At 68.7% G+C, this 1,450-nt stretch carries 1 protein-coding gene; it reads left to right on the top strand.

Annotated features, from left to right (window positions below; all coding sequences use genetic code 11):
• The first annotated feature begins 126 nt into the window (after window positions 1-126).
• Window positions 127-1,335, top strand: a complete 1,209-nt coding sequence (locus ACFW01_RS38375; protein WP_234961978.1) for an IS701 family transposase — start codon at window positions 127-129, stop codon at window positions 1,333-1,335.
• The last annotated feature ends 115 nt before the right edge of the window (window positions 1,336-1,450 follow it).

Below are 1,450 nucleotides of genomic sequence, written 5' to 3'. Positions count from 1 at the left end.
CTAGTAGTGCTTGGTCATGTGCGGTCTGGGATGGCGTGTCTTCTTGATCGGTCGTGTCGTTGATCGGGTGTGCTGGGTGGGGAGTTGGCTGCGGTCCGGTGTGATCTTCAGGACTTCGCGGCGGAGATGTTCGAGCCGTTCGCGCGGGCGGATCAGCGACGGTGGGGCGAGGTCTATCTGCGGGGCCTGCTGCTGGACGGCGGGCGTAAGTCGGTGGAGCCGATGGCCGCCCGCCTGGGCGAGGACGGGAACCGGCAGGCCCTGGCCCACTTCGTGACTTCCAGCCCGTGGGATGCGGCGCATGTGCGGGCCCGGCTGGCCTGGCGCATGCAGCCGGTCATCAAGCCCACGGCGCTGATCATCGATGACACCGGGTTCCTCAAGGACGGGGACGCGTCCGCGTGCGTGACCCGGCAGTACACCGGCACGGCGGGCAAAGTCACCAACTGCCAGGCCGGCGTCTCTCTGCACCTGGCTTCAAACGGTGCCTCGGCGGCGGTGAACTGGCGTCTGTTCCTGCCCGGGAGCTGGGATCCCGCCTCGCCGAAGGCAGATCCGGCCAAAGTGGCCCGCCGTGCCAGATGCGCCGTCCCTGCCGAGGTGGGGCATGTCGAGAAGTGGCAGCTGGCTCTCGACATGATCGACGAGACGCGGTCCTGGGGCATCGAAGTACCCCAGGTCATCGCCGACGGCGGCTACGGGGACACCGCCGCCTTCCGGCTCGGTCTGGAAGAACGCGGTCTCGACTACGTGGTGGGCATCTCGACCACGACCACCGCGCAACCCGAACATGCACAGCCGTGCACCCCGGCCTACTCCGGCCTGGGCCGGCGGCCGGTCCCGGCCTACCCCGAGCCGGCGCAGACCGTGAAGAACCTGGTCATCGCGGCCGGGAAACGCGCCGCGCGGCCGTTGCAGTGGCGGGAGGGATCGAGGCCGGGCAGTGGCCGCAGCGGACACAAACGCATGTACTCGCGCTTCGTGGCCCTGCGGGTCCGGCCAGCCGGACGTGAGATCCGCAAGGCCACGGCCGGCACCGGGCTTCCGGTCCGCTGGCTGCTGGCCGAATGGCCCGCCGACCAGGACGAGCCCGTGCAGTTCTGGCTGTCCAACCTGCCCGAGACCACCTCCCTGCCCGTCCTCGTGCGCACCGCGAAACTCCGCTGGCGCATCGAGAACGACTACCGCGAGATGAAGCAGACCCTGGGCCTGGCCCACTTCGAAGGCCGGACCTGGCCAGGCTGGCACCACCACGTCACCCTCGTCTCGGTCGCCCACGCCTTCTGCACCTTGCAGCGACTGAGCCGATCCCCAAAAGAGACGGCGTCGGCCTGAGCCTCTACCAAGTCGTTCGCGAGCTGCAGTTACTCCTCGCGATCTGGACCGGCGCCTGCCCCACCTGTCACCGCGACATGCCAGACCCCGCACCAACATGACCAAGCACTACTAG

The organism is Streptomyces sp. NPDC058985, assembly GCF_042740985.1.
GTDB lineage: Bacteria > Actinomycetota > Actinomycetes > Streptomycetales > Streptomycetaceae > Streptomyces.
This window is presented reverse-complemented; position numbering and strand designations above follow the sequence as displayed.